Source organism: Pseudomonas asuensis, from assembly GCF_014646755.1.
Classification (GTDB): Bacteria; Pseudomonadota; Gammaproteobacteria; order Pseudomonadales; family Pseudomonadaceae; genus Chryseomonas; species Chryseomonas asuensis.
In genome coordinates this window covers 124206-150106 of record NZ_BMNW01000009.1, presented here as the reverse complement: position 1 = coordinate 150106, position 25901 = coordinate 124206, and the positions used below count along the sequence as shown (strand labels likewise).

At 51.1% G+C, this 25901-nt stretch carries 18 protein-coding genes; 11 read left to right on the top strand and 7 right to left on the bottom strand.

Features of this window, described 5'->3' with window-relative positions; all coding sequences use genetic code 11:
- Positions 1-123 precede the first annotated feature (123 nt).
- From aat to infA, 3 genes are all read left to right on the top strand, one after another.
- On the top strand, positions 124-813 hold the full coding sequence (gene aat / locus IEX86_RS18860; protein ID WP_188867689.1) for a leucyl/phenylalanyl-tRNA--protein transferase: 690 nt from the start codon (positions 124-126) through the stop codon (positions 811-813).
- Between the two features lie 41 nt (positions 814-854).
- On the top strand, positions 855-1562 hold the full coding sequence (locus tag IEX86_RS18855; protein WP_188867688.1) for an arginyltransferase: 708 nt from the start codon (positions 855-857) through the stop codon (positions 1560-1562).
- A 101-nt stretch (positions 1563-1663) separates the two neighbouring features.
- Positions 1664-1882, top strand: a complete 219-nt coding sequence (infA, locus tag IEX86_RS18850; RefSeq protein WP_002553999.1) for a translation initiation factor IF-1 — start codon at positions 1664-1666, stop codon at positions 1880-1882.
- Between the two features lie 51 nt (positions 1883-1933).
- On the opposite strand, the gene clpA is transcribed toward infA, so the two are convergent.
- The gene (gene clpA / locus IEX86_RS18845) at positions 1934-4201 is read right to left on the bottom strand and encodes an ATP-dependent Clp protease ATP-binding subunit ClpA (RefSeq protein WP_188867687.1); all 2268 of its coding nucleotides are present in this window, start codon (positions 4199-4201) and stop codon (positions 1934-1936) included.
- A gap of 26 nt (positions 4202-4227) precedes the next feature.
- Positions 4228-4587: an ATP-dependent Clp protease adapter ClpS gene (gene clpS / locus IEX86_RS18840; RefSeq protein ID WP_188867748.1), complete on the bottom strand. Its 360-nt coding sequence runs from the start codon at positions 4585-4587 to the stop codon at positions 4228-4230.
- Positions 4588-4814: 227 nt separating this feature from the next.
- Here clpS and cspD point away from each other — a divergent pair, with 227 nt between their 5' ends.
- A complete protein-coding gene (gene cspD / locus IEX86_RS18835) occupies positions 4815-5087 on the top strand; it encodes a cold shock domain-containing protein CspD (RefSeq protein WP_188867686.1) in 273 nt (90 codons plus the stop codon).
- A gap of 62 nt (positions 5088-5149) precedes the next feature.
- Here cspD and IEX86_RS18830 read toward each other — a convergent pair whose 3' ends face one another.
- A complete protein-coding gene (locus IEX86_RS18830) occupies positions 5150-5431 on the bottom strand; it encodes an Rdx family protein (protein ID WP_188867685.1) in 282 nt (93 codons plus the stop codon).
- Between the two features lie 65 nt (positions 5432-5496).
- Here IEX86_RS18830 and IEX86_RS18825 point away from each other — a divergent pair, with 65 nt between their 5' ends.
- Positions 5497-7698, top strand: coding sequence for a patatin-like phospholipase family protein (locus tag IEX86_RS18825; RefSeq protein ID WP_188867684.1), 2202 nt, complete (start codon positions 5497-5499; stop codon positions 7696-7698).
- 28 nt (positions 7699-7726) lie between these two features.
- Here IEX86_RS18825 and IEX86_RS18820 read toward each other — a convergent pair whose 3' ends face one another.
- From IEX86_RS18820 to recQ, 3 genes are all read right to left on the bottom strand, one after another.
- Entirely contained in the window at positions 7727-10027 is a 2301-nt protein-coding gene (locus IEX86_RS18820) for a FimV/HubP family polar landmark protein (protein ID WP_188867683.1), read from the bottom strand.
- Between the two features lie 172 nt (positions 10028-10199).
- Positions 10200-10643 (bottom strand): MarR family transcriptional regulator, encoded by a 444-nt coding sequence (locus IEX86_RS18815; protein WP_188867682.1) that lies wholly within the window; start codon positions 10641-10643, stop codon positions 10200-10202.
- Between the two features lie 117 nt (positions 10644-10760).
- Positions 10761-12896, bottom strand: coding sequence for a DNA helicase RecQ (gene recQ / locus IEX86_RS18810; protein ID WP_188867681.1), 2136 nt, complete (start codon positions 12894-12896; stop codon positions 10761-10763).
- A gap of 327 nt (positions 12897-13223) precedes the next feature.
- Between recQ and IEX86_RS18805 the strand changes: the two genes are divergently transcribed.
- The 6 genes from IEX86_RS18805 to IEX86_RS18780 all read left to right on the top strand — a co-directional run bounded on the left by IEX86_RS18805 (position 13224) and on the right by IEX86_RS18780 (position 21673).
- Positions 13224-13808, top strand: a complete 585-nt coding sequence (locus tag IEX86_RS18805) for a UPF0149 family protein (RefSeq protein WP_188867680.1) — start codon at positions 13224-13226, stop codon at positions 13806-13808.
- A gap of 15 nt (positions 13809-13823) precedes the next feature.
- Positions 13824-14225, top strand: coding sequence for a YbaN family protein (locus IEX86_RS18800; protein WP_188867679.1), 402 nt, complete (start codon positions 13824-13826; stop codon positions 14223-14225).
- Positions 14226-14904: 679 nt separating this feature from the next.
- Positions 14905-17817, top strand: a complete 2913-nt coding sequence (locus IEX86_RS18795) for a ribonucleoside-diphosphate reductase subunit alpha (RefSeq protein WP_188867678.1) — start codon at positions 14905-14907, stop codon at positions 17815-17817.
- Between the two features lie 304 nt (positions 17818-18121).
- The gene (locus IEX86_RS18790) at positions 18122-19366 is read left to right on the top strand and encodes a ribonucleotide-diphosphate reductase subunit beta (protein ID WP_188867677.1); all 1245 of its coding nucleotides are present in this window, start codon (positions 18122-18124) and stop codon (positions 19364-19366) included.
- Between the two features lie 59 nt (positions 19367-19425).
- Positions 19426-20751: an ATP-binding protein gene (locus IEX86_RS18785; RefSeq protein WP_188867676.1), complete on the top strand. Its 1326-nt coding sequence runs from the start codon at positions 19426-19428 to the stop codon at positions 20749-20751.
- 112 nt (positions 20752-20863) lie between these two features.
- Positions 20864-21673, top strand: coding sequence for a DUF6216 family protein (locus IEX86_RS18780; RefSeq protein WP_188867675.1), 810 nt, complete (start codon positions 20864-20866; stop codon positions 21671-21673).
- Between the two features lie 292 nt (positions 21674-21965).
- On the opposite strand, the gene IEX86_RS18775 is transcribed toward IEX86_RS18780, so the two are convergent.
- The gene (locus IEX86_RS18775; RefSeq protein ID WP_229685414.1) at positions 21966-25829 is read right to left on the bottom strand and encodes a DUF3427 domain-containing protein; all 3864 of its coding nucleotides are present in this window, start codon (positions 25827-25829) and stop codon (positions 21966-21968) included.
- Positions 25830-25901: the final 72 nt, after the last annotated feature.

Here is a 25901-nt window from a genome sequence, read left to right as displayed (position 1 = left end):
TTTGCTGTTGTGACAAAGAGTTATGTAGCATTCCTCGACAAAGTTTAAATCAATAGGGAAAACTGGCGCTTAGCGGTAATCAGAGTTAGCCTGAAGATTACTTGGTTAACCCCCTCCCCTTCCATGCCGACTTGGTTGAAACGCGACTTTATCCAATTTCCGCCACTCAGTAGCGCACTGAGTGAACCTAATGGCCTGCTTGCGATAGGCGGCGATCTTTCGCCTGATCGCTTGATTGCAGCCTACCGCCATGGCTGTTTTCCATGGTTCCAGACAGGCCAGCCTATTCTTTGGTGGTCACCTGATCCTAGAACAGTATTAGCGCCTAAAGAAATCCACATCTCACGCAGCTTGGCGAAACTGATCCGTCAGGGCCGCTTTACGGTAACGTTCGACCAAGACTTTCCAAACGTGATCCAAGGATGCTCCCAACCACGAGATTACACGGATGACACATGGATCACATCCGAGATGCAGCAGGCCTATATAGAGCTTCATAGACGTGGCATTGCTCACTCAGTAGAGGTCTGGGACGAGGACTCACTCGTCGGCGGCCTATATGGCTTGGCAATCGGTAAACTATTCTTTGGAGAGTCTATGTTTAGTCGTACCGATAACGCCTCCAAAGTCGGCTTTGCTACGCTAACTCGACACTTGGCGGATTGGGGCTTTGCCTTGATCGATTGCCAGATGCCGACACGACATCTTGAAAGCTTTGGCGCGGCGAGCATTTCTCGTACTGATTTTTCGAACTATTTGGCACGATATCTGGACGAAACATCTAAAGCAGACTGGTCTTCGCAACCGGCATGACAGGACTGATTACCTTCCTCATGTTTTCCTAGAGGTAGATTATGAGCGAGCTGGCCCGATTGAAGTTTTACGCCACTCAGCCGCACACATGTAGTTACCTGCCTGATCAGCAGGCAACCACACTCTTTCTTGACCCTGCCCAACCTATGAGCGGCCAGCTATATGCCGAACTTTCAGAACTAGGTTTCAGGCGCAGTGGAGACCACCTGTATCGGCCTCACTGCCAGCAGTGCAAAGCGTGCATACCGGCACGAATTCGCGCTACCGATTTTGTTCTGGATAGACGCCAGAAGCGTATTCTGAAGCGAAATTCGGACATTGTTGTTGAGAAACGCAGACCTCGCTTTACGGATGAGCATTATCGCCTGTACGCACGCTACATTACTGAGCGACATGCAGATGGCGATATGTACCCTCCAAGCCGGGAACAATTCACGACCTTTCTTATTCGCGAGCTGCCTTATGCGTTTTTTTATGAAATGCGCTTGGGCGAACGATTGATTGGTGTTGCAGTTACTGATGTATTGCCTAACGGCCTGTCTGCGGTTTATACCTTCTACGACCCAGACGAGGAACGCAGAAGCCTAGGGACCTTTGGCATTCTTTGGCAGATTGCAGAAACAGTACGCTTAAATCTTGAAGCGGTTTATCTCGGTTATTGGATCAAAGGCTGCAGGAAGATGTCTTACAAGACTCAATACCGGCCCATCGAACTCTTTGTTAATCAACGATGGGTTCAAGTGTCCTGACATCAGACATGGCATCAATTGAGTTTTTCGGGCACAATGCATGCCGATTTTCCGTCTGGATGGTCCAGGCAATTTTATGTTACCGAGGGGCTTCATAACCTATGTCGAAAGAAGACAGCTTCGAAATGGAAGGTACTGTCGTCGACACCCTGCCTAACACCATGTTCCGCGTGGAGTTGGAAAATGGGCACGTCGTTACGGCGCATATTTCTGGAAAGATGCGCAAGAACTACATTCGTATCCTAACCGGAGACAAGGTGCGCGTGGAACTGACGCCCTATGATCTGAGTAAAGGTCGAATCACGTATCGCGCTCGTTGATACCTCCACAAAAAAGCCCGGCATATGCCGGGCTTTTTTGTGGGCAAAACCTTATGCAGGTTCTGCCGTGGTCTCATACTCAAAGGCCAACTCATCACCCTTGAGATCGATATGAACCACACCACCATGCTCAGCAAGCTCACCGAACAAGATTTCTTCAGCCAGGGGCCGCTTGATCTTATCCTGAATGAGGCGCGCCATAGGCCGTGCTCCCATTTGAGGATCATAGCCATTAGTCGCCAGCCAACCGCGAGCAGCATCTGAAACTTCAAGCTGAACACGCTTATCTTCCAGCTGAGCTTGCAGCTCAGTAAGGAATTTATCCACGATACTCTTGATAGTCTCATGACTGAGACGGCCGAACTGGATAATGGTATCCAGACGGTTGCGGAACTCCGGCGTAAAGCTCTTCTTGATAACCTCCATAGCGTCGGTTGAATGATCCTGCAAGGTAAAGCCGATCGAGGCACGAGAAGCTGTCTCCGCACCGGCGTTAGTAGTCAGGATTACAATGACGTTACGGAAGTCAGCCTTGCGGCCGTTATTATCCGTAAGTGTACCGTGGTCCATGACTTGCAGGAGCAGGTTGAATACCTCTGGGTGCGCCTTTTCGATCTCATCAAGCAGAAGCACACAATGTGGCGTTTTTGTTATGGCCTCAGTCAACAGGCCACCCTGGTCAAAGCCCACATAACCGGGAGGCGCACCAATCAGACGCGAAACGGTATGACGCTCCATGTACTCCGACATATCAAATCGGATCAATTCGATACCCAGCGCCTTTGCCAGCTGCCTTGCCACCTCGGTTTTACCAACACCCGTAGGACCAGCAAACAGGAAGGAACCAACCGGTTTGTCTGGAGATTTAAGGCCTGCGCGAGAAAGTTTAATGGCAGTCGATAGTGAATCGATTGCCATGTCCTGACCAAAGACAGTCAGCTTGAGGTCACGCTCCAGGTTACGTAGCAATTCCTTGTCGGACGTATTGACAGTCTTTGGAGGAATCCGGGCAATCTTGGCAACAATATCCTCAACCTGCGCCACTTCAATACGCTGAACACGCTTTGATTCAGGCTGCAGACGCTGGAAAGCCCCTGCTTCATCAATAACGTCAATGGCCTTATCGGGCATATGGCGATCATTGATGTAACGAGCCGCCAAATCAGCTGCTGCACGCAGTGCTTCGTCGCTGTACTCAATGCCATGGTGCTGCTCGAAGCGAGCCTTCAGGCCTCGCAGGATACCGACAGTATCATCAACCGAAGGCTCCACCACATCGACTTTCTGGAAGCGACGGGCCAAAGCACGGTCTTTCTCGAAAATGCCACGGAATTCCTGGAAGGTTGTAGAGCCTATGCAGCGAATTTCACCCGAAGACAAGAGAGGCTTTAGCAGGTTGGACGCATCCATCACACCACCCGATGCAGCACCTGCACCAATGATTGTATGAATCTCGTCAATGAACAATACGGCATGGGGGCGCTTACGTAGCTCATGGAGTAACGCCTTGAAGCGCTTCTCGAAATCGCCGCGGTATTTAGTGCCCGCCAACAAGGCGCCTAAGTCCAGTGAATAAACAACGCTATCTGCAAGCAGATCCGGCACTTGCCCATCCACAATGCGCTTGGCCAAGCCTTCAGCAATAGCGGTCTTACCGACACCTGCCTCACCTACCAGCAAAGGATTATTTTTGCGGCGACGAGCCAGAATCTGCGCAACACGCTCAACTTCATTCTCACGACCCACCAGAGGATCAATACGACCCTGGCGTGCGAGTTCATTCAGGTTACTTGCATACGCCTCAAGAGGATGGTTACTGGCGGTTGTTTCTCCCCCCTCCTCGTCAGGCTGGTCCTGCTCCTGATCTCTCTCGTTAGTGCCAGGCACCTTGGAGATTCCATGAGCAATAAAATTAACGACATCGATACGCGCAACGCTTTGCTGCTTAAGCAAAAAGACCGCCTGGCTTTCTTGCTCTGAAAAAATGGCAACAAGGACGTTCGCTCCGGTTACCTCTCGCTTGCCGGAACTTTGCACATGGAAAACGGCACGCTGCAGGACACGCTGAAAACCAAGCGTAGGCTGGGTTTCACGCTCTTCATCTTGCTGCGGGATAAGCGGAGTCGTCGAGTCGATAAACTCGTTTAAATCCCGCCGCAACTTATCCATGTTTGCACCACATGCACGAAGCACTGTTGCAGCCGCTTCGTTATCCAGCAACGCGAGGAGGAGGTGTTCGACAGTCATGAATTCATGACGCTTCGTTCTTGCCTCCTTGAAGGCAAGATTGAGGGTGACTTCGAGCTCACGATTCAACATAGCTTCACCTCATAGCCAGGCACAGATCAACTTTCTATTTCAATCTCACAAAGGAGCGGATGCTGGCTCTCCCTAGCATATTGATTCACTTGCATGGCCTTGGTTTCAGCAATGTCGCGAGTAAAGACTCCACACACGGCTTTACCTTGGGTATGAACGACCAACATTATCTGTGTGGCCTGTTCACGATTCATGCTAAAGAACTTCTCAAGCACCTCAACAACAAACTCCATCGGGGTGTAGTCGTCGTTGAACATAAGTACCTTATACAACGACGGAGCCTTCAATGCAGGTTTTGCTTCCTGGACAGCCAGGCCTGCACCGTCATCCTCGTGATGTGAAGGGCCTTGTTCTGATGTTAGTCGAATATGGCTGATTGGATGCATGCTCAAGAAATTTTTTCTAGTGAATGGATTAGAAGGTCCGCAAAGACCTTGATCTACTTCTCAGGCGAATACCGCATCGCCTTGACTAACCCTAAAAGGGTGTTAAAACCTTTGGATACCCATAAGGGTACCAGGGGTTCCGTGTTTTAGTGCGTTCAAGACTATCTGAACGGGACTGTAGTGGGATAATACTCCACCTGTGGAGTCCTTTGCAGAGGGATGCCAGCATGCTCAGCGGCAAAGTCAAGTGGTTCAACAATGCCAAGGGATACGGCTTCATAGTAGCGGAAGGAAGCGATGAAGACCTATTCGCTCATTATTCAGCAATTCAGATGGACGGCTATCGAACACTGAAAGCTGGCCAGGCCGTGAATTTTGAGATCATACAAGGTCCCAAAGGTTTGCATGCCGTCAATATTCGCGCTGCGGAAGTAGCCGTACCGGCAAGAACTGAACGAATCAGCGAGCCTGCCGATGCAAGAATGACTTCCGAGGTGTAACGTCAGGATTCGTGTTTATGCCTGAGCAGCTTATACTGCTCAGGCATAGAATCTTGCTTACCTTACCGATCACTATGACCTAAATCCCTCTCCGGATTAATAAGGTCACGAACACGTTGTTTCAAGGCCTTGGCTTCAGGAAAGCCTCCATCTCTTTTTCTCTCCCATATGAGAGCCCCATCACAAGTAATTTGAAAAGTACCGCCTGTCGATGGCGCGAGACTGACCTTACCCAAATCAGTAGCGAAAGTACTTAACAGTTCCTGCGCCATCCAAGCTGCTCGTAGCAGCCACTGGCACTGTGTGCAATAGGTAATAATCACCTCTGGCTTTTGCTCAGTCATCTCATACTCCTTTTTTCACCTGCTTATAATAAGCTGCTCTTCTTTCGCCTGCCCGTGGCTTGCTCATGCGCTACCTAGTTCTTTGCTTATTACTGTTACTACCAATCCTTTCATGGAGCGATCAAACTCATCCTAAAATAGGGCTGGTATTGTCTGGAGGCGCAGCGCGTGGGCTCGCTCATATCGGCGTTTTGAAGGCACTGGAAGAACAAGGTATCCATGTCGATGCCATTGCAGGCACCAGCATGGGCGCAGTTATTGGCGGTTTGTATGCAGCTGGCTATAAGGTAGATGAAATCGAGCGCATCGCCAAAGAGATGGACTGGCAGCAAGTGCTTTCGGATCAGCCGCCCCGCCAGGATGTTCCTTTTCGCCGAAAGCAGGATGATCGCGACTTTCTTATCAAGCAGCAGCTCAGCTTTCGAGACGATGGAACCCTAGGACTTCCTATTGGCGTCATTCAGGGGCAAAACCTCTCAATGCTGCTTGAAAGCCTGTTGGTTCATACGAGCGAAACACGAAATTTTGACAAACTCGCCATTCCTTTTCGGGCTGTTGCGACCGATATCGTGACGGGTGAAAAGGTTATATTCAGTAAAGGTCACCTACCACGCGCCATTCGGGCTAGCATGTCGATTCCTGCCGTATTTGCTCCGGTTGATGTAGAGGGTCGGCTGCTCGTTGATGGTGGCATGGTCGACAATATCCCTATCGATGTGGCTCGCAGCATGGGGGTAGATATGGTCATTGCAGTCGATATCGGTACTCCCCTGCTTAAACGTAAGGAACTTACTACCGTCGTAGACGTGCTGAATCAGTCCACCACATTAATGACCCGCAATAATTCCGAAGCTCAGCTAGCAACGCTGACAGCCGAAGACATTCTGATTGAGCCGCCTCTCGCAGCTTATACAAGCGCTGATTTTGGCAGCGTTAACGAGTTGATTGATGCAGGTTATCGCGCTACCCAATCCTTGTCCTCCCGCCTGGCCAGTTTAAGGCGGGCACCTATTGATGACACCGATATTGCACTCTCCATAGCGCGCCAGCCAGGACAGCGAAACCCTATCATCACCGAAATACGGATCGAGAATAACTCCAAGGTGAGCAACACTGTCATTCGGCATTACATACGCCAGTCACTGGGCGAGCCGCTTGATTTAGAAAAACTTAAGGATGACATGGGCACCATTTATGGGCTCGACTACTTCGACCAGGTGGAATACCGCATCGTCAGACAGAAAAAGAAAGGCGAAGATGATAACGCCCTCGTGATTCATGCGCTTGGAAAGCGCAGCGGTACTGACTTTTTACGGCTAGGCCTGAGCCTATCTGACGACATGAAAGGCGATAGCGCTTTCAACATAGGTGCCAGCTATCGGATAAACGGTATTAATACACTAGGTGCCGAATGGCTAACCCGCCTGCAGATCGGCGACAAGCAGGAGCTTTACACTGAGTTTTACCAGCCCTTGGATGTAGGCTCACGGTATTTCTTTGCGCCCTATTTAAGTACGGATACCCAAAACATCGAATCCATTCAGGACAACGATCCAGTAGCCGAATATCGTCGCGAGCGGTATGGGTACGGAGTCAATATTGGAAGGCAGATTAACAACAACGGAGAGATTCGCTTTGGCGTTGGTCAACGCTGGGGCAAGACAAAAGTTCATATAGGCAATCCAGGCCTGCCAACCGATACCTTCAGTGAAGGTTTTTATGAACTGAAGTATTCATTCGACACTATGGATAACGTCGACTTTCCTCATGAAGGGGAAGATATCTCCCTCACTCTGCGCCAATTCGATACAAGTCTAGGCTCAGATGAGCGCTACCAGCAGATGGAGTTCAAGTTAGATAAGGCATTGACCTTCGGCCAAAGCACCGTAGTACTGGGTGGGCAATACGGCCGAACGTTTAATGACATCGACACTGTAACCAGCAGTTATCTGCTAGGTGGTGCGAGGCAGCTGTCAGGTTATCGCCAGGATGCCTTGTCGGGTCAAAACTATAGATTGGGACGACTAATTTATTATCGCCGCATGACTGAACGCTCGCTCCTGCCGCTCGATTTTCCTGTCTATCTAGGCGGAAGCCTTGAGCAAGGACGCATCTGGAACAACGGAAATAGCTATGACAGCGGTTCAATTACTGCAGGCAGCGTTTTCCTGGGATTCGATACGCCCTTAGGCCCACTTAACTTTAGTTATGGCCTGAACGATGATGGCCAGCGGGCGGTTTACCTGAATCTTGGAAATAACTTCTAAGGTTCAGGCATTTAACCGTAAGCGCGTGTTAGGCGATACGCGCCAGCAGCACTTCAGCCTCATGGCGTTGAGCATCGTCTCCTTCATTAAGGATTCGCTGAAGAATAGCACTAGCCGCACGCATATCCCCTTGCTGCATGCAGGTCTTGGCTTGCTGCAATAGTGGGCTGGCTGGATAGTCATTCAGCTCATTATCTGCCACCGAAGCGCTTGGCATGTGACCAGCGAAATGCTCGTCCAAAGGCATATCCAGCTCGTCTACTGAGGGCAGCTCTCCTAAGGTATAAGGAAAGTCATCAGTCGATTCAGCAGGCTTTGCCTTTTCATGTCCCTGTTCAGCATCCAATAGCTCCGTCAGGGCGATGGCGTCGTCAAAACTCAAATCCTGCAAATCCAGATCGAAATTCTCGATATCGGCTTGAGTGGGCTTCATTTCATCGGCCCTTAAATCAAGCTGAGGCTTCCACTGTTCTTCTAGATCATCAGGTAAATCAAACGACTCCTCCAGGAGCTCTTTCTCATTTGCTTCAAAGGGCTGCTCTTCAGTTACCTCTTGAACCATACCCGGAAGAAGTGCTTTTAGCTGCTCGATCGCTTGCGCATCGCCACCCAATTCTCGTACAGCTGCTTCCTGGACAGCAAATAGCTTTCTCTCACCTAATGCAGCCAGCACCTGAAGCAGCATCATGCGCATATCCAGCCGATCCGGCTGTTCTTTGATGCCCTCCTCTAGCACTTCTCGCGCCTGGTTATAACGCCCATATGCCAGATAAATTTCAGCGCGCCCCAAAAATTCATCGTCAACCTTGCGCGTAGCCTGTTGGATGATAGGCGTCTGAGGCTTGGAGACATCTGGTTTAGGATGGCTCGCAATGACGGCTGGCTCGACAAGCGGCACGAGGACATGGTTATGACGCTCAGGCTCAACTTCATTGGGCATCTCAGCAACCACTGTAGCTGCCGACTCTTCTTTTGTGCGCCGACGACGTAGCGCAGCCAGAGCAGCCACTAGCAAGGCCGCCAAGGGAACGAGCCACAGATAATAGGATGAAAAGCTGCTTCCCGGCTCCGCATCAGCCTGCACCGGCATTGGAGAGGCAGCATCATCTGTGACCTTTGGGGCGTTCTCTTCAGGTAGCGCAGGTGTAGCAGGCGGAGCGATAGTGGCGGCCTGCGAGGGATCTTGTGACGATGACGGAGCTATTACGGCACTGTTATCTGGAAGACTCGGTTGAGCCTGGATCAAAGACGGATTTACTGGAGCTGCTACACCGCCTGAGTCAACGGAGGAGCGCAACTGAGCGACCTCCTGTTGCAAGGCCATGATCTGGTTATCCTTGCTTTTTACAGTCTCATCCAAACGAGTTTGAAGCTCTTCTAGTTGAGTTTGCAGCTCAGCCATACGTAGCAGCAACTGATCCTGCTGCGCAGCAACTGCGGACGCTGCCTGCCCCTCTTCAACCTGTACCGATGCTGGGGTTACAGGTACCTCTGGCAATGCACGCTGCTCATGTGCAGCACCTTGCCCTGCAACTGGAGAAGGAGCTGATATGGCGCCTTGTTCACCTGCCGCGGCTCGCGCAGAAAACTCAACCGGAAGACGTAAGGTTTGCCCTACTCTCAACCGATGAATATCACCTGCTGTAAATGCAGTGGTATTCAGCGAATACAAATCATCCATTGTTTGCTGAACGGAGCCCTTACCTGCCTGGCGAACCAGACTCTGCGCAATCTGCCACAGCGTGTCATTTGCTCGCGTTGTATAGGTAGCAGTACCTGCCTGGAGGCCAGGGCGCGGTGCAGGCACAGGGGCTGAAGCTGAAGATCGTGGGGCACGGGGCGTAACGGGACGCGGGGCTGCTACCTGCGCATAACTGTCGCTACGGCTTGCCACTGAGCTGGCAGGCACACGATAACCAGGCGGATCCACCAATACGGTGAACTCCCGCAGCTGCCGACCTCCGGGTAACTCCAAGCCCACGAGAAAGCTCAAATACGGTTCATTAACCGGACGAGCAGACGTCACCCGAATATAGCTCCTACGCCCTGATTCAATAACTGGCGTGAAGCTTATGTCGCTCAGGAAGTGAGTACGATCCAGACCAGCACGAGCAAACTCGTCGTTAGAGGCAAGACCAATATGAAAGTCACTGGCCTCAAGGCCACCTATATCCACAAGCTCGATTCGAGCATTGAGAGGCTGGTAAAGGGCTGACTGAAGCGTGATATTGCCAAGCCCAACCGCAAAGGCCGAACCGCTACCGCCTCCCAGCACAAGACCAGACACCATCATAAGAATTCGAAAACGATTAACGTTTTTCGTGGCCATTCAGCGCCCTAATTGCAGATAAATACATTTACCGCTCTGACAAACGGTAACGGCTGCGCTCGTAAAAAATTTAGGACGAAGCCTGACGAGTGCTACTCAAAAAAGTAGCACTGAAAGTATAGAGGAACAAATTAATGAGCTGCGGCTCTCAGCGGAGCCGCAAAGATTCCGATTACTGGCCTCGTTTTTCGAGGTTAGCCAGTACTTTTTGATGGACTTGTTGGCAAATATCAATCGCCGAATCATCAATGCCAGAAAGCAACTCTTCACGTAGCGCGTCAGCAATCGTCTGGATTTTTTCAATGAGTGGCCCAGCGGCGGCCGTCAACATGATGCGCTTGGCTCGACGATCCTCACTCACTGCTACTCGGCGTACCAGCTTTTGAGCTTCCAGGCCGTCCAAAAGACGAGCCAACGTCGGCCCCTCTACACTGACGCTTTGAGCCAATTCCCGCTGCGTTGGGTGCTGATCTTTCATGCGTGCAAGGGTCAGCAATACTTGCCAACGTGCCTGGGATAAGCCCAAATGGCTCAAACGGCGATCAAGCTCTGCCCGCCATGCACGCGAAACATGGAAAAGTTGGCGACCAAAGAGATGGAGATCGTTTTGCGGCATGGACCAATGACCTTATCGTTTTGACGGTTATTATTGTTTAGCTATTAAACAGCCTTCAATCTAGTTTTGATAGAAAATTTATCTCGCTATCAAAGCATTTAACAGCTTCCTTTATTTCTATTCTGCAAGTTCTGCCGCAAGCGCAGCCCTTACGCAATATAAAACCCCAACGGGCACCTGATCAGCGAAACGATCAGCCAACGCTGCTGCAGGAGGTAAATCACCGTCCTCCTCCAAAAATGCATCTTGAATTTCGCCTAGAAGATCGTCTGGCAGATCCAGCGCCTGCTCCAATGAAAGTTGCTGTCGCGTAATAGCCTCCGCCAGGATGCTATAAACATTTTTCTCAGAACATGATAGCTGTCGTGAGATCTGCAATGGCGTCATTCCAGCTCGCACCAGCGTTAGTATTTCATGGCGAACATCGGTAACCGGCTCTGGAGCCGCCGATGAATCGGTCAGTACGTCTAAAAAGGCTTGACCGTATCGCTCAAGCTTACGCGCACCGATACCGCTGATACGCCCCATATCATGCAGTGTTCTTGGCTGCCCCCGTAACATTTCCAGTAAGGTTGCATCAGGGAAAATCACATAGGGTGGGACTCCATGTTCTTCCGCCAACTTACGACGCAGCGTGCGCAAGGCTTCCCATTGCTGACGCTCCTCAGAGCGTACCAATTGGCTGGCAGCGCTGGGACCAGAATTGTTACTGCGTGTACGTTGTGGCTTGGGATCACGACGCAACTCAAGTGTCGCCTCGCCGCGCAGCAGTGGGCGACATGCCTCCGTCAGGCGAAGTCCACCAAAGCCATCTACGTCAACATCCGCGAAACCACGTGCTACCAGCTGACGAAAGAGCGTTCGCCACTCATCTTCTGCCAATGTCTTACCAATACCAAAAACAGCCAGACGCTCATGCCCTAAGCCCTTAATCTTATCGTTTTCACGGCCAAGCAGGATATCGACCAGATGTCCGACTCCATACCGCTGGCCGCTTCTGTAAATAGCCGATAATGCTTGGCGAGCAGGCTGAGTGGCATCCCAAGTTTCAACCCCATCAACGCAATTGTCACAGTGCCCACAGGGGTTTGGCAGCGTCTCGTCAAAATAGGCCAGCAATACCTGACGGCGACAACGTGTTTCTTCGCATAAGGCCAGCATAGCTTCAAGCTTATTACGCTCGACTCGCTTGTGGCGTTCATCCCCCTCGGAACCCTGCATCATCTGGCGAAGCAGCAATACATCCTGTAGCCCGTAAGCCATCCAGGCATCGGAAGGCAAGCCATCGCGCCCTGCTCGCCCGGTTTCCTGGTAATACGCCTCCAGGCTCTTGGGCAGATCCAGGTGCGCCACAAAGCGAACGTTCGGCTTATCGATACCCATGCCGAAAGCAATGGTTGCCACCATGATAAGCCCCTCCTCGTTGAGGAAACGCTTTTGGTTAAACGCACGCAGCTCGTTGGAAAGCCCTGCATGGTAAGGCAATGCCGGGAAACCCTGGGCGGAAAGGTACTCGGATACCTCATCGACTTTTTTGCGCGACATGCAATAGACGATGCCCGCATCGCCCCGGTGCTGAGTCAGAAATGACAAAAGCTGCTTACGAGGCTGCTCTTTTGGAACAATACGATAGAAGATGTTTGGTCGATCAAAGCTGGATAGAAATTGCTCGGCATCTTGCAGGTGCAGCCGCTGAATCATTTCATCGCGGGTACGCATGTCTGCGGTGGCAGTCAAGGCAATACGCGGTACGTCTGGGAACTGCTCTGCCAACTGGCCAAGCTGTAGGTATTCTGGTCGAAAATCGTGCCCCCACTGAGAAACACAGTGCGCTTCATCAATGGCGAACAGCGCAACATTGCCGAGGCGCTGCAGGAAATTGAGCATACGCGGTTGCACCAGACGCTCTGGTGCAAGGTACAGGAGCTTGATTTCGCCGCGCTCAAGCCGTTCTGCGATTTCGCGCTGAGCTTCAGGTGCAAGCGTTGAATTGAGTGCAACCGCCGGCACGCCTAACTCATCCAGTGTGGCAACCTGATCGTCCATTAGAGCAATCAATGGTGAGACCACAACAGTTAGCCCCTCGCGCAACAAAGCGGGCACTTGGTAACACAAAGACTTGCCACCGCCAGTAGGCATGAGCACTAGCGCATCTCCGCCATTGGCAACGCGCTCAATAATCCGGGCCTGATTGCCACGGAACGCGCCATAACCAAAGACGTCTTTAAGAATACGCAAAGCTTGATCGAACATGCTGCCTCCATTTGATGGCGCGCATTATACGGGCACTGGCAAGAAACGCCCGGTTATCCGTCACTCAACGCCCAAGGCTGTAACAAACCCCTGATAGAAGGGCAAGATTGGCTAGATTAATGACGTGCCTTTTGCCGCGGCGCACTGGCTCGTCTACAATCGGCTTCGTTAAGGCAGTTGCAGAACGTGACACCAGGCACGTCGCATGGGTGATTCCCGAGTTCAGCCTATGAACAATATGGAACACAAAGTGCGATTTGCGGGAACATCATCGTAACGCAACTGCCTTTATCGTATATCCAGCCCGTTTTCCGAGGTAAATAACCGATGTCCTTCGCTGAACAACTGTCCCGTCTCCGTGAGTTTCTTGATGCGGACGACCTGCATGAGGAAGCGCTCGACTACATTGCAGCGCACGGTTATCTGACCGCTCTGGCCATTTGCCCGGTAGACGTACCTGAGCGTGAGTGGATCGATGCCCTTTTCGCTGAGCCGCCGCATTATGCCAACGATGCACAACGTGAAGAGATCGAGTCCACCCTTATTCAACTCAAAGCCCATATCCTGCGCATACTTGGCAGCGATGAAGAACTCGAACTTCCGTGTGATCTGGATCTAGGCGACGACCCAGATGATTCTGATCTGCGCGGATGGTGTATCGGGTTCATGGAAGGTGTCTTCCTGCGCGAGGCCATTTGGTTCGAGCAGGCCGAGGAAGAAGTTAGCGAGCTGTTGCTGCCCATCATGGTAGGTTCTGGTCTCTTCGAAGAGCAGGCCGAATTCAATGATATTGCTGAAGACCCTGAACTGGTGGACAACATGATTTCCCAGATCCCGGAAATCCTCACGCAGCTTTTCCTGCTCTGCCATGCCCCTGAAGAGAAGCCGGCACTATTGAAGCCCCGTCATTGAGGGTTTCAGCATCGAATGCCTGAACGAGATGTACGCGTCAGCCGGCGACCCTGGGTTCGTTATAGCCTGCTGACGCTGGGCTGGGTCAGTGTCGCTCTGGGCGTAATCGGCATTTTTCTGCCTCTTCTACCGACCACCCCCTTTTTATTATTGGCAGCGGGCTGCTTTATGCGCAGCTCGGAGCGCTTCTATAGCTGGCTAATCAATCATCCGCGGTTAGGCCCGTGGATCAAGGACTATCTGGAAGGTGAAGGCATTCCACTTAAGGGAAAGATCTACGCCATTCTCACCATGTGGATCAGCATTGGAATCTCCAGCTGGCTGATACCCTATTTCTGGGCACGCGCGTTTATGCTTACCAGTGCTGTCTGCGTGACTATTTATCTCCTTCGACAGAAGACAAGGCCACTACGTTAATGCAACTTAGGTATCAGCCTTAAACCCCTGCATTTTTACTTGACTTATCCCTCATACCTGTATCGTCCCCAGTCACAAAATCACCACTACATATAGTGTTAGCGCTTGAACGAAATTTCATTTGCCTGCTCTGACGAAAAGATACGGAAAACGCGACTGACGGTGAACCTCAGAAGCCACGCGACCTGCGTAGACATATCCCAAAATTACCCACTTTTTATCCACAGGCTGTGGCGTTTTATCAACTTGCAAAGTGACCGTTAGCGCATTATCTTGTACCTCGCTTTAACGAATATCCCTATATGTTGGGGTTCGACGAGCAACCGGACACTAGACAAGGTAAAATTTGTCAAGCCTTCAAGCATTCAGCTTCCGGTTGGTCGAAGCTCTTTTTCAATGACGATTAACGCAGCTTCGGAGACCAGCCAACCCGCTTTTTCTCCCCGAAGCTCATTCAGCCACTACCACTACATGATGTGGTTAGCTGCTGGCTGTTACCGAATCGTTTTTGAGCCTTTAAATGCTTTTGGCTCATAGTTGAGTGTTTGACGTGCCTGGTCATAAGCCGGGCTCGGTGTGAGCATTTTGCAAAGCCAACCCGGCGCCGTTTTGCAAAACGCTTAAAGATAGGAGTCATGAAAGGCTCCATCGTACTTATCACGTTAGGAGACGAACCCGCATGCAGACTGATCTGTCCCGCGAGAAAGCAACGACTGACGGCTTTCCGGCCGACGACAACAACCTGGACGTCAAGGCCACCGCTCCCGGCCAACTGCGTGTCATCAAGCGTAACGGCACTGTTGTTCCGTACACCGACGACAAGATCACCGTCGCCATCACCAAGGCATTCCTGGCTGTTGAAGGCGGTACTGCTGCGGCTTCCTCCCGTATTCACAATACCGTGAAACGCCTGACCGAGCAGGTCACTGCGACCTTCAAGCGTCGTATGCCTTCCGGTGGCACCATTCACATTGAGGAAATTCAGGATCAGGTTGAGCTGGCGCTGATGCGCGCAGGCGAGCAGAAAGTTGCTCGTGACTATGTGATCTACCGTGAAGCCCGCAGCCAGGAGCGTAAGCGCGCTACGGCAGAAGTGGCCGAGCCTCACCCAAGCATTCGGGTAACAAAGGCTGACGGTACTCTACTGCCGCTGGACATGGGTCGTCTGAACACCATCATCTCCGAAGCGTGTGAAGGCCTGGCCGAAGTCAACGGCGAGCTGATCCAGCGTGAAACCCTCAAGAACCTGTACGACGGCGTAGCTGAGAAGGACGTTAATACCGCACTGGTCATGACGGCGCGTACCCTGGTTGAGCGTGAGCCCAACTATTCCTTCGTTACTGCCCGCCTGTTGCTTGACAGCCTGCGCGCTGAAGGTCTGTCCTTCCTGAATGTTGCAGAAAGCGCTACGCACCATGAAATGGCCGATCTGTATGCCAAGGCCCTGCCCGCGTACGTTGCCAAAGGCGTAGAGCTGGAACTGCTGGACCCAAAACTGGCAGGCTTTGACCTGGAAAAGCTGGGCAAGGCCATCAATCACGAGCGTGACGGCCAGTTCACTTATCTCGGCCTGCAAACGCTGTACGACCGCTACTTCTTGCACAGCAACGGCACCCGCTTTGAGCTGCCGCAGCTGTTCTTCATGCGCGTCGCCATGGGCCTGTCCCACATGGAAGCCGACAAAGAAGCGCGCGCAATTGAGTTTTACAATCTGTTGTCCAGCTTTGATTACATGGCGTCCACACCGACCCTGTTCAACGCGGGCACCCTGCGCCCACAGCTTTCCAGCTGCTACCTGACTACCGTTCCGGATGACCTGTCGGGCATCTATGGCGCTATCCACGATAACGCCATGCTGTCCAAGTTCGCTGGCGGCCTGGGTAACGACTGGACACCCGTCCGTGCATTGGGCTCCTATATCAAGGGCACCAACGGCAAGTCCCAGGGCGTTGTTCCGTTCCTGAAAGTGGTGAACGACACTGCTGTTGCGGTAAACCAGGGTGGCAAGCGTAAGGGCGCCGTCTGTGCGTACCTGGAAACCTGGCACCTGGATATCGAGGAATTCCTCGAGCTGCGCAAGAACACCGGTGACGATCGCCGCCGTACCCACGACATGAACACCGCGAACTGGATTCCAGACCTGTTCATGAAGCGTGTATTCGATGACGGCAACTGGACCTTGTTCTCCCCTTCTGATGTTCCAGACCTGCACGACCTGTATGGCAAGGCATTCGAAGAGCGTTACGAGTATTACGAAGCCCTGATCGAATACGGCAAGATCAAACTGCACAAGACCATCAAAGCCAAAGATCTATGGCGCAAGATGCTGTCCATGCTGTTCGAAACTGGCCACCCTTGGTTGACCTTCAAGGACCCATGCAACCTGCGCAGCCCGCAGCAGCACGTGGGCGTGGTACACAGCTCCAACCTGTGCACCGAGATCACCTTGAACACCAACAAGGACGAGATCGCCGTCTGTAACCTGGGCTCGATCAACCTGGTAAACCACATTCTCGAAGGCAAGCTGGACATCGAGAAGATCGGCCGTACCGTAAAGACTGCCGTGCGCATGCTCGATAACGTTATCGACATCAACTATTACTCGGTTCCTCAGGCGCGTAACTCCAACCTGAAGCACCGCCCGGTAGGCATGGGCATCATGGGCTTCCAGGATGCACTGTACCTCCAGCACATCGCCTATGGTTCAGATGCGGCCGTCGAGTTCGCCGACAAGTCCATGGAAGCGATCAGCTACTTCGCGATCCAGGCATCTTGTGATCTGGCTGACGAGCGTGGCAGCTATGAGACGTTCGAAGGCTCGCTGTGGTCCAAGGGCATTCTGCCGATCGACTCTGAAAAGATGCTGATCGAAGAGCGTGGCTCCAAGTACATTGAAGTCGATCTGTCCGAGACGCTGGACTGGGCACCCATTCGCGAGCGCGTTAAGAAAGGTATTCGTAACTCGAACATCATGGCCATCGCGCCGACCGCGACCATCGCCAACATTACTGGCGTATCGCAGTCCATCGAGCCGACTTACCAGAACCTGTATGTGAAGTCGAACCTGTCGGGCGAGTTCACCGTGATCAACCCCTACCTGGTGCGTGACCTGAAAGCACGCGGCCTGTGGGATCCGGTCATGGTCAACGACCTTAAGTACTACGACGGCTCCGTACAGCAGATCGAGCGCATCCCGCAGGATCTGAAGGACCTGTACGCTACCGCCTTTGAAGTCGAAACCCGCTGGATTGTGGAAGCAGCGAGCCGTCGTCAGAAGTGGATTGATCAGGCTCAGTCTCTGAACCTGTACATTGCTGGCGCCTCGGGTAAGAAACTGGACGTGACCTACCGCATGGCGTGGTTCCGTGGCCTGAAGACCACCTACTATCTCCGTGCCCTGGCCGCCACCAGCACTGAGAAGTCCACGATCAACACTGGCAAGCTGAACGCCGTCAGCGCGGACCCGATCACTGGCGTACAAGCCAGTGCTGCTCCGGCCCAGAAAGCCAGCGCGCCGCACGCAGAACCTGCGCCAGCACCAGTACCACAGGCATGCAGCATCGATGATCCTGACTGCGAAGCCTGTCAGTAAGCCATAAGCCCTCTCTTCTGAGAGGGCTCGGGGACGGGCTTAGCGCCCTCCCCGAGCGCTGTACCCAAATACAACAAGTACTGAAAGTCGGCCTTATGAGCCGATTGGCCTGACCTTGCCTTGAGCATGATTACAGGGGCTCACCCTGGCAGAGCAGGCATGATTGAGGCGAAACCCTAAGCGGCTCCTATTCACTGCTTAACCGTATAACGCCCAATCAAACACCGTGCCCCATGTGCACTCTAAAAATATCTAGATATTCAAAGACTGGCCAAGCGCCGGTCCTCAAGCAGGAGAACACACCATGCTGAGCTGGGACGAATTCGACAAAGACGAAGAAACAACTGCCACGCCTGCTGCTGCACAGCAGGACGGCGACATGCCACTGGAAAAACTGGATAGCGTAGGCGGCGCCGCTGCCAACGAAGCGCGCGCTGTTGATGCCGCTGACTCTGACGCCGTAGCCCGCGCCAAGGCCGCGCTGAACGAGCTCGACATTCAGGAAGGCCTGGACGATCTGGAAGGCTCCTCTGCCCGCGTACATGTCGGCGACAAGCAAATGATCAACGCCCGCGCTGATCTGAACCAACTCGTACCCTTCAAGTATGACTGGGCTTGGCAGAAGTACCTGGATGGCTGCGCCAACCACTGGATGCCGCAGGAAGTCAACATGACCGGGGACATAGCCCTGTGGAAGAGCGCTGACGGCCTCTCTGAAGACGAGCGCCGCATCGTGAAGCGTAACCTGGGCTTCTTCTCCACCGCGGACTCGCTGGTTGCCAATAACCTTGTTCTAGCCGTATACCGTCTGATCACCAACCCCGAGTGCCGCCAGTACATCCTGCGGCAGGCGTTCGAAGAGGCGATCCATACCCACGCCTACCAGTACTGCATCGAATCCCTGGGCATGGATGAAGGTGAAATCTTCAACATGTACCACGAGATTCCGTCGGTTGCTAAAAAAGCCTCCTGGGGCCTTAAGTACACCCGCTCCATCTCTGACCCGGAATTCAAGACCGGCACACCCGAGACGGATCGCCAGTTCCTCAAGAACCTGATCGCGTACTACTGCGTACTGGAAGGTATCTTCTTTTACTGCGGTTTCACCCAGATCCTTTCCATGGGCCGCCGCAACAAGATGACCGGTACTGCCGAGCAGTTCCAGTACATCCTGCGTGACGAGTCTATGCACCTGAACTTTGGCATCGACATGATCAACCAGATCAAGATCGAAAACCCACACCTGTGGGATGCCCAGATGAAGGACGAAGCCACCCAGATGATCCTCCAGGGCACTCAGCTCGAAATCGAATACGCGCGCGACACCATGCCCCGCGGCGTACTGGGCATGAACGCGGCCATGATGGAAGACTATCTGAAGTTCATCGCCAACCGTCGCTTGACTCAGATCGGCCTGAAGGAAGAGTACCCCGGTACCACTAACCCCTTCCCATGGATGAGCGAAATCATGGACTTGAAGAAAGAAAAGAACTTCTTCGAGACGCGCGTGATTGAGTATCAGACTGGTGGTGCGTTGAGCTGGGACTGACCTATAAAATCCATGATGTAGCTGCTTCTCAGAATACGGGAAGCAGCATTGGAGACCGAATGATTGAGTTCGCAGGACTAGACACTAGTCCATATACTGTCCACAATGTTTTCACCCCCACCCAACCAGCCAAGCTTACCTTTATTGATCGAGATATCGTTAATAACGATCTAATCGATGCTTTAGAGACGCCGGGAACACAAGTAGTGGTTTATGGACATACCGGGAGTGGGAAAACCACGCTACTAACCAACAAACTGGAACAAGTTTATTCCCATCACATAACAACCAGATGCATGAAGGGAATGACATTCGAGCAGATCCTTACAGAAGCATTTGATCAGTTAACGCCGTTTTACGAATCTGACCGTTCAAACTCTTCAAGCGAAAGCGCAAAAGGAGCTATCTCTGCTTCTTATTTAGCTATTAAATCCTCGCTTGAAGCAACTAAAATTAAGGCAGTTAACTCTACAGAAAAGCGCGCCTTACCTCCCCAGTTGACTCCCCAGGCATTAGGCAGACTTATTGGCAATTCTGGCCAGTGCTGGGTCATAGAAGACTTTCACAAGATTGAGGCCACAGAAAAGGATAAGCTATCCCAACTGCTTAAAGTATTTATGGATTTAGCATATGAATACCCATGTGTAAAAATCGTCTGCCTGGGTGCCGTTGATACAGCTCGCCAAGTTGTTGATTACGATAAAGAGATGAAAGAGAGAGTAGCTGAGATTGCAGTCCCGCTGATGACTGAAGACGAGCTATTCTCTATCATTACTAAAGGAGAAAAACTCCTTAACATAAGATTCAACCAAAGCACAAAGAGAAAAGTTGTTAAATATGCATGCGGGATAGCATCCATATGCCATAGGCTCTGTCTTAACATGTGCACTAGCGCGAACATAAAGTACAAGCAGAGCACTTTAACTGTCATTGATGACCATCACTTTGACAATGCAGTTGAAAAATACATTAGAAGCGCTTCTGACTCGCTAAAAAGTTCTTTTGACAAGGCGCTAAAAATTAGACGAAGCACAAAATTCGACAGTTCTACACTTATTATTAAAGCATTATCAGTGGTGCCGGAACGAGGATTAGCGCGACTCAACTTACTTAAGATAATTAAAGAAGATGAACCCAATTATACTGATCACATCCTGAAATCGCACCTGATCAAGCTAACAGAGCATGAATATGGCGCAATTTTAAGATACGATAGTAATTCGGGCCTTTATTCGTTTACAGATCCATTCCATCGTGCATATGCGCAATCTCTTCAACATACAGATGCCAAACAAACGACTCAGCCGCAATTAGTCAGGCAAATTTTTATTACACTTAAGGAAGACTATGCGGTTATTGAGTATGAAAGCTCGGTAGAGCACTGACTACTATCCTTGCAATTGGAGACCAGTAGTCAAATGGATTTTTTATTTTCTTTCTTCTGATGACACTTACATTATAAATAAAATTTATCACACAATAAAAATGACCCTCAATATGACAAACTTACTGAATCTTATAGCAGAGCATCTAACCACTATCGCAACACTGGCAAACCTGCTATTTATTACAGCAGCTTTCCTTTATATATACTTAAGGGCTGGATCAATTTTATTCTTACGCGATCGACTTTGGAAATTTTTTGGAGGAAAAGCATCATTTAGCTCACCTAAACTTCAAAAACTAAAAGATGACGAAAGAGAGCTAGAGCATTTTAAATTTGAATTTGACGTGCCTGCTTCAACCTTAAGAGAGGCAGAGCTATTTGAAAACTGGATAACAACTAAAAATCTCTCCCTTCGAGATGTCATACATGCCAAAAAATATATTGACTGGCAAGACTTCAATAATCTAAATATAAAAGATATAAGTATAAAATCCAGAACTTGGATTTCAGCCATTATAGCAATCCTGCTATACACAACAATGGTTATGGCATTCGCCCTAGCAATACCAAAATATGCAATGATAAAATTAGCGGACACTAATTACTTCTATATATCTGAAGAAAATATAAAATTTTCAATTTTTAGTAATAACTATTTAAACAAAAAATCTTGCGAATCTGATGAGAACTTATCACCCTTGATAAACGAAAGCCAATTACCGATAGAAAAATTGATATCTCTTTGCGAAGAATTAAATAAAGAGCAAAACAAGAAAGCCATAAACAACATCCTTCTAGAGCAGCGCATTACACTTTCTATATTAGGTATTTTCTGTTTTTTCTCATTTTTTATCGTAATCCGCTATGTAGCCAAAGTGCATGCTGCAAAAAGAATCAAGGGACGGCTTATTCCGGATTGATTATGAAAAGGAGCAGACCTACATACAGCCCATTTAAGATTAGAAAAATCTACCTCCATTATGATTTGGTAAATTTTCTCCTCCGCGCTCTGGCCTCTGTACCAATGTGGAGGGCGTGCCAAAGTAAACTGAAATCCAGATCTTAAAGTTTTACATCTTCCAGCAGCCTAGCAGTAAAGGAAAACAGCTTTTTTTCTAACGCCAAACTAGCGGGAGCGCTTTAAGGTTTCAATGCATGCAGGTTGCCAAAAAGCAAAGTACCAAGGATATTGGTATACAAGCAGCATCCTTTTTACTTCATTCCCAGCACAACACTCATCGGCCCACTCCCCTCATGCCGCAGGTACCTCACCTTCCCGTAATAATTAAAAGGTGCCGCTTTTCCAGCCTCCAGCTTATGCTCCCGCACAAACAGATGAATAGCGATTCCCAGTCGCTCATGCTCGATTATTTCCTTACCTTTCTTGCTTTGAGGCGTGGTCGCGTTCTGGCTTTGCCAATGAAAAGTATGCTGATCGACCCAATGATCCAGGTATTTATGCTCCTCGGCTTTGCCCTGCTTATTCAGCGTTACAAGAAGTACGTGAGCCTTCTGTTCGGGCAGCACGACGTGGCCAACATTCCAGTTGCCTGGGTTGAACGCAACACCAAACAATGCAGGAATATCCTCGCGCAAAAAACGCTGACCTATCGCCATTTCTAACGGATCTAGCACTGCTTTAAACCGAGCGAAAGTACGCAGTTGTTCGCGTAGTTCCTCCGTTACCGATATATCAGCATAATCCGGGTTGTTAGCGCGTAATATATAGCTGCCGTCCTTTTCCTTGAGGATGACACGCAGGAGGTATTGGTTATCTCCGGCCCCATCCTGGCGCTCGATAGCCAGGGTCGAGCCAGTGATGCTGCCCGCTGACTTCGAGTCCATGTGTTCTAGCAATAAGTAATCCCCATCGAGGATGGGGCGTTTACCTCCATTCATGGAGTTACCGGACGCACGGGCGATGAAGTGCCGGGTCGGGTCCAGATGGCCGAAGCCTTCGCCAATACGACGATACTCTTCGCTATCGGCATGACCCGTTTTGAAGTGGCCGCAGGCAATTTTCAAATTAGGGAAGAATGGCAACTCAGTACCGGTTGGCTCTTCCTTTCGCAGTGGGATGACGGGTGCTAACGCCCCAGACTGACGAGCCGTGTATTGTGCCAAGCGACAATCGAGCACCTCCTGTAGCAGACCGGTAAAGGTTTCTCGATCATCAGGCATAACGCTAAAGCGTGGCTGAAAACGGCCTTCATCTACTTTAAAGAAAGCATCAGCTTTACTTTTATTGCCACCGATCCAGGCATTGATCGGGTTGGCTTGCCAATAGCGCAGCCATGCTGGATCACTGCTATTAACAAGGTTAGCCAGTTCTGGAGGCAAGTCGCCCAGGAGCATACGGCGGCGCTGCAGTACCGTCCAGGAACGCTCAGCCAGCTCCGCTTCGGTAGGCGGTAACTGCCAGCCATCCAACTCTTGAAAGGCTTCCAGCAGGATCATCTTGAAGCTTTTGGTCATTGGCGTAGTTTCAAGCTCACGCAGGAAGGCCTTATGTGTCTCGACCACTACACGTTGGCCGCTGTCTAGGTCGCCCAGCGTGTCCACCAGCGTGAACCAATTGCCGTACTGCTTTTGCATCTGCTGTAGGCTGGCACCCGCCCGATAGAACTCGCTAAGCGTTGGACGGCGATTAAGGCTTTCGCGCAAGGCTAGGTAGTGGCCTCGAATGCCGTCACTATCTAGCGCTTTGAGGAATTCAATCAATTGCAGATCGTAGTTGACGAAGCAGCCTTCGGGTAACTCCAACTGCTGCGACTGGGCAGCACGAGCATAATCGGCTAACTGCCGATGATTCATGCTCCGCCCCATGAGCGCCTGTGGTTTGTGTAAAAAGCTCTGGTGGTTTCCGATGAAGTCCAGTACCACCAAATGGTCTTTACCTTCGGCCCGACGCAGTCCTCGACCCAGTTGCTGGAGAAAGAGGATCTTCGATTCGGTTGGCCTTAGCATCATGACAGTATCGATGGCAGGCAAGTCGACGCCTTCGTTGAAGAGATCGACCGAAAAAATTACCGTCAAACGACCATCGCTGAGTTGCTCTAGGGCTTCCCCTCGGGCGATCTCTGAGCCAGCGTATACAGCAGCAGCTTGAATGCCCGCCTTGCGAAACTGCTCGGCCATGAACTCTGCATGGCGAATGGAGATGCAAAAGGCCAGCGTTCGTTTCTGCGCATACTGACGCCACGTGCGTAAAGCATGACGGGCGCGTCCGAGCGTAGCGAGCCGGCTAGCCAGTTGCTCAGGATCGAAACGCCCGTTGCGCCAAGGGATGGACTGGTAATCCACGTCCTCATCGAAGATACCATAGTAGCGAAACGGCACGAGTAAACGCGCTTGGATACCATGGAATAAATTCGTCTGGAAAACCAAGTTGTCATCGCATAACGAGAGTATGTCTGAACAATCGGTGCGATCTGGGGTGGCGGTGAGACCGAGTAAAAAGGCCGGTAGGAAATGGTTAAGCAAATGCCGGTAAGTAGGCGCGGCAGCGTGGTGAAACTCATCCACTATGATGTAATCGAAATGGCGCGGAGAAAAGCGCTGCAAGTGCTCGTTACGTCCTAACGTCTGGATCGATGCACAAAGCACCTCGACTTCTATATCGCGCTGCTGGTTCATGTAATACCCCACACGTAAACCAGGGCGAATACGTACGAAGGTTTCAGCCGCTTGGTGCAGGATTTCCTCTCGATGCGCTACAAACAATACACGTTTAGCACCGAACTGCCTGGCGTCGAACGCAGCAAGCCAGGTTTTGCCTAAACCGGTCGCAAGAACGACTAATCCGCGCTGATAGCCTTCTACACGGGTTTTATCGAGCGCGGCCAACGCCTCATTTTGTATTGATGTTGGGGTAGGAGGTGGCTTGATCTCCTCTTCCACGCCGATGGGCGCTAGAGTAGGCAGCTTCTTGCGCCGCGCCTCATAAGCATCAATCCAGGCGTGCGTTAGCGGCTTAGAACGTGGATCAGCGAATAACGTTTCGAAACGGTCACAGGCTTCGAGAAATCCCTTATCGCCAGGATAGTCGATGCGATAGTTCCACTCTAGGCCATCACGTAATGCCTTACGGCTGATGTTGCTAGAGCCAATAAAAGCCTGACCTTGCACGTTATTCGAGTCGTCCTGCGTCACGAATAGGTATGCCTTCAAATGGAAGCTGTGCGGTCCTTTACATTCATAAACGCGCACTTCGGCGCCAGCGTCCTGCAGCAGCATCAATCGACGCAGGGCCTCCACATCCGTTACATCGAAGTAATCACTGGTAAGGATACGTACACGCGCAGGCATAAACGCTGCCTCGTGCTCACCTGGGGGTTGAAGCTTGACGTGCAGGTCATCGATCAGCAGATCCAGCCCGCCCGTCATGACGAACGCAACGGCCATATCGATCTTTTTTGCACTGCTGATAGCGGCGAGCAAGTGCGGCAGAAAATGGTCTTGGCCGCCTGTTACTAGGCGCTGCCTAGGTGCCTCAGCGCGGCAAGCCAATAGGTTTATCCATTGCTCATCACGACCAGGGCGCTGATCGCGGGTATGCCAGATCTTGATGTCAGCAACATCGTCCACAGTAGCCAGCCACTCACGTAGTTGTTCCTCGTCAGCATCTGTAAAGCGTCGTCCACTCTGCTCCCGCTCGCCCCGTCCAAGTTTGAAACTGCAATAGAAGGCTCCACCCGGCTTTAGTCCACGCCAGAGATTGGCTAGCGCTTGGGGCATCTCTATTTGTGGAACGTGCAATAAGCTGGCGCAAGCCCAGATGCCATCATAAATGTAGACTTCACTGAACTGAGAGAAACGAAGTACCTGTACCGGTTGCCCTAGATAATCGCTGGCAAGGTCCGCTAACGCCGGCGAAGCATCAAAAGCCGAGACTTGATAACCCTGCTGGATAAAAGCTTTGGCATCTCGCCCAGAGCCACAGCCAGCATCAAGTATGTAACCACCAGCCGGGATTCGAGCTAGGAAATGCATGTGTAGCTCGTGCATATCGACTTCAGCGGTTTCAGCGAAAAACTGTGCAGCGTGTTGCTGATAATAATCGTACGTACTGTTCAACGTTACGTCTCTGTGCAAACGATCTGATCCAGATATCGGCACTAACAATAGCAGGTGAAGTTATAGATCCGA

Excerpts from the sequence above, each read along its gene's own strand:
- IEX86_RS18825 (WP_188867684.1), top strand. The coding sequence starts at position 5,497 with ATGCGCTACCTAGTTCTTTGCTTATTACTGTTACTACCAATCCTTTCA.
- IEX86_RS18780 (WP_188867675.1), top strand. The coding sequence starts at position 20,864 with ATGACAAACTTACTGAATCTTATAGCAGAGCATCTAACCACTATCGCA.
- IEX86_RS18785 (WP_188867676.1), top strand. The coding sequence starts at position 19,426 with ATGATTGAGTTCGCAGGACTAGACACTAGTCCATATACTGTCCACAAT.
- clpS (WP_188867748.1), bottom strand. The coding sequence starts at position 4,587 with ATGCATCCAATCAGCCATATTCGACTAACATCAGAACAAGGCCCTTCA.
- clpA (WP_188867687.1), bottom strand. The coding sequence starts at position 4,201 with ATGTTGAATCGTGAGCTCGAAGTCACCCTCAATCTTGCCTTCAAGGAG.
- recQ (WP_188867681.1), bottom strand. The coding sequence starts at position 12,896 with ATGTTCGATCAAGCTTTGCGTATTCTTAAAGACGTCTTTGGTTATGGC.
- IEX86_RS18830 (WP_188867685.1), bottom strand. The coding sequence starts at position 5,431 with ATGACTGAGCAAAAGCCAGAGGTGATTATTACCTATTGCACACAGTGC.
- IEX86_RS18820 (WP_188867683.1), bottom strand. The coding sequence starts at position 10,027 with ATGGCCACGAAAAACGTTAATCGTTTTCGAATTCTTATGATGGTGTCT.
- IEX86_RS18800 (WP_188867679.1), top strand. The coding sequence starts at position 13,824 with ATGCCTGAACGAGATGTACGCGTCAGCCGGCGACCCTGGGTTCGTTAT.
- IEX86_RS18795 (WP_188867678.1), top strand. The coding sequence starts at position 14,905 with ATGCAGACTGATCTGTCCCGCGAGAAAGCAACGACTGACGGCTTTCCG.
- IEX86_RS18790 (WP_188867677.1), top strand. The coding sequence starts at position 18,122 with ATGCTGAGCTGGGACGAATTCGACAAAGACGAAGAAACAACTGCCACG.
- cspD (WP_188867686.1), top strand. The coding sequence starts at position 4,815 with ATGCTCAGCGGCAAAGTCAAGTGGTTCAACAATGCCAAGGGATACGGC.
- IEX86_RS18805 (WP_188867680.1), top strand. The coding sequence starts at position 13,224 with ATGTCCTTCGCTGAACAACTGTCCCGTCTCCGTGAGTTTCTTGATGCG.
- IEX86_RS18855 (WP_188867688.1), top strand. The coding sequence starts at position 855 with ATGAGCGAGCTGGCCCGATTGAAGTTTTACGCCACTCAGCCGCACACA.
- IEX86_RS18815 (WP_188867682.1), bottom strand. The coding sequence starts at position 10,643 with ATGCCGCAAAACGATCTCCATCTCTTTGGTCGCCAACTTTTCCATGTT.
- infA (WP_002553999.1), top strand. The coding sequence starts at position 1,664 with ATGTCGAAAGAAGACAGCTTCGAAATGGAAGGTACTGTCGTCGACACC.
- aat (WP_188867689.1), top strand. The coding sequence starts at position 124 with ATGCCGACTTGGTTGAAACGCGACTTTATCCAATTTCCGCCACTCAGT.